The 2,501-nt window shown below is 45.1% G+C and carries 1 protein-coding gene and 1 pseudogene; both read left to right on the top strand.

The features are described 5' to 3' along the window. A partial coding sequence (locus AB7U36_RS22410) for a cation:proton antiporter (protein WP_428161815.1) occupies positions 1–1,773 on the top strand: 1,773 nt, incomplete at its 5' end. A 128-nt stretch (positions 1,774–1,901) separates the two neighbouring features. Then, positions 1,902–2,501, top strand: a pseudogene (locus AB7U36_RS22405) (acetyl-CoA hydrolase); the annotation flags it as partial.

Below are 2,501 nucleotides of genomic sequence, written 5' to 3'. Positions count from 1 at the left end.
GCGCTTTTGCTGTTTGCCTTGGGGCTTGAGTTCTCGCTTAAAGACCTTAAACCGGTGAAGAGAATCGCATTGATTGGAACCCCGATTCAAATTTTTCTCACCATTGGACTTGGCTTCGGAATTGGTACCCTGTTGGGCCTGCCATGGAAGCCTTCGCTTTGGTTAGGGGTCTTAATTTCTCTTTCAAGCACCATGGTGCTTTTAAAAACATTAATGAATCAAGGATGGCTGGGGACCCTGTCAAGCAAAGTGATGATCGGGATGTTGATTGCCCAGGATCTGGCGGTCATCCCCATGATGATTATTCTACCGCAATTGAATGATCCAACTGTTGGCCTGCCTGTGCTCGGTTTTGCCGTAATTAAAGCCGGCGGATTTCTTACGGGTATGATTTTTTTGGGTACACGACTGCTTCCAAAGGTGATGTCGTATATCGCCAGGCTTGGATCAAGAGAATTGTTTTTATTATCCATTACTGCGATCGGCCTAGGCGTGGGCTATCTCACCTATCTGTCAGGCCTGTCTTTTGCTTTTGGTGCTTTTGTAGCCGGAATGGTTCTAAGTGAGTCTGATTACGGACACCAGGCACTAAGTGACATTATTCCCTTAAGAGACCTGTTCGGGTTGTTGTTCTTTTCATCTGTCGGCATGCTCTTTGATCCCTTATTTTTATTCAATCATGGCAAAGAAGTCATAGGGATTGTCTTGGCGGTCTGTATTGGAAAAGGATTAATCTTTGCATTCATATCACGGATTTTTAACTACCACAGCGTCATCCCATTTGCTGTCGGGATGGGTCTTTTCCAGATAGGAGAGTTTTCTTTTGTTCTTGCCAGGTTGGGGGTATCCACCGGCTCCATAGACAATCACTTATATTCTCTTGTTTTAACTGCAACAATCTTGTCAATGGTGCTCACACCGTTGGTTTCAGGGCAGACCGCCAGAGTTTATGCCTTTAAAAAGCGCAGGTTGGGTCAGGAAAAACTTGAAACGTCAAATATTCCGGACCCGGGATATAAAAAACACGCCATTATTGTGGGGGGCGGGAGAGTTGGGTATCAGATCGCCCGCGCATTAAACCGTGTGGCGCTGCCGTTTATTGTGGTTGAAATTGATCACAGACGTTTTGAAAAAATTAAAGAGGACGGAATGTCTGCAGTATACGGAGATGCCGGTCACGAGCGCGTCCTTGACGCTGCCGGTGTCACAACAGCAACGCTTCTCATACTCACCATTCCGGATATTTTAACGGGCCGGTCGATTATTGTAACGGCAAAACAGCTAAATCGCCAAATAGCCATTGTTGCCAGAACGCCAAACCCCGATTGTTTCAGCGAGATGAAAGCGTTAGGAGTTTCAGGCGTGGCAATTCCTGAATTTGAAGGGAGTATAGAAATAACACGGCAGGCATTGCTTCATCTGCAAGTTCAACCAACGGAAATTCAACGCGTTACAGATACCATTCGGCAGGAATTATATGCCGATGTATTAAATACGGATGATCGTTATCATACGCTTTCGCAATTACGTGGTGCTGAACACCAGTTTGATTTACAATGGATTAAATTGCCTTCGGAAAGTTGTCTGGCAAACCGTTCCATCGCCCAGAGCCAGATACGTAAAACAACCGGCGTATCTGTTGTTGGGGTTGTCCGCAATGGACAGCTGAATCCCAACCCTGATCCAAATTTTATTCTGAGACCCGAGGATTTGATCGCAATCATCGGCAATGAGATTCATAGGGAAGGATTTCTTCTTAAAACAGCATTGTAAAATGGGCCGGATCTCGGATTAAGATTGCGAAGATCCTGGCAATAGCGCCAAAATTTCGATTGATGATGTTAATATAAAAAATATAAAAACCGTTTATAAGCAGACAATAAACACAGAGGAGGTTAATAATGACAAAATCTACTTACTGGGCAGATTCCTACATAGATAAACGTTGCAGTGCCCAGGAGGCCCTGAAACATATCCGGCCAGGTCAACGTATATTTATAGGCTCATCCTGTGCTGAACCACAGCATCTTGTCCAAGAGTTATCCGAAATCTCCACAAGATTCACCGATCTTGAAATCGTGCGTCTGCTCAGCATTGAAAATGGATCGTTAACGCTTATCGCTAATGAGTCTCCATCCCATCAGTTCAAAATCAGGTCCTTTTATTTAGGTTCCTGTGGTTACAGCATTATAAAGAAAAATCAACGATTTGTTACGCCTACAAACCTGTCCCAGATCCCGAATCTGTTCAAATCCGGGCTCATGCCGTTGAATGCTGCGCTGATCCAGGCCACGCCGCCCGACGACTTTGGGTGGATGAGTCTTGGGATTTCCGTGGATATCAATCTTTCAGCCTGCGAAACTGCTGATATTGTTATATGCCAGATTAACCCCCAAATGCCCCGGGTCCTGGGCAGAAGCTTTATCCATGTTAATGATGTTGATTTTATTGTGGAACATGAGGAACCACTTTTAACCATCCAGCGGCTCCCTGAACATGAG

Source organism: Desulfobacter sp. (genome assembly GCF_050177295.1).
This window is presented reverse-complemented; position numbering and strand designations above follow the sequence as displayed.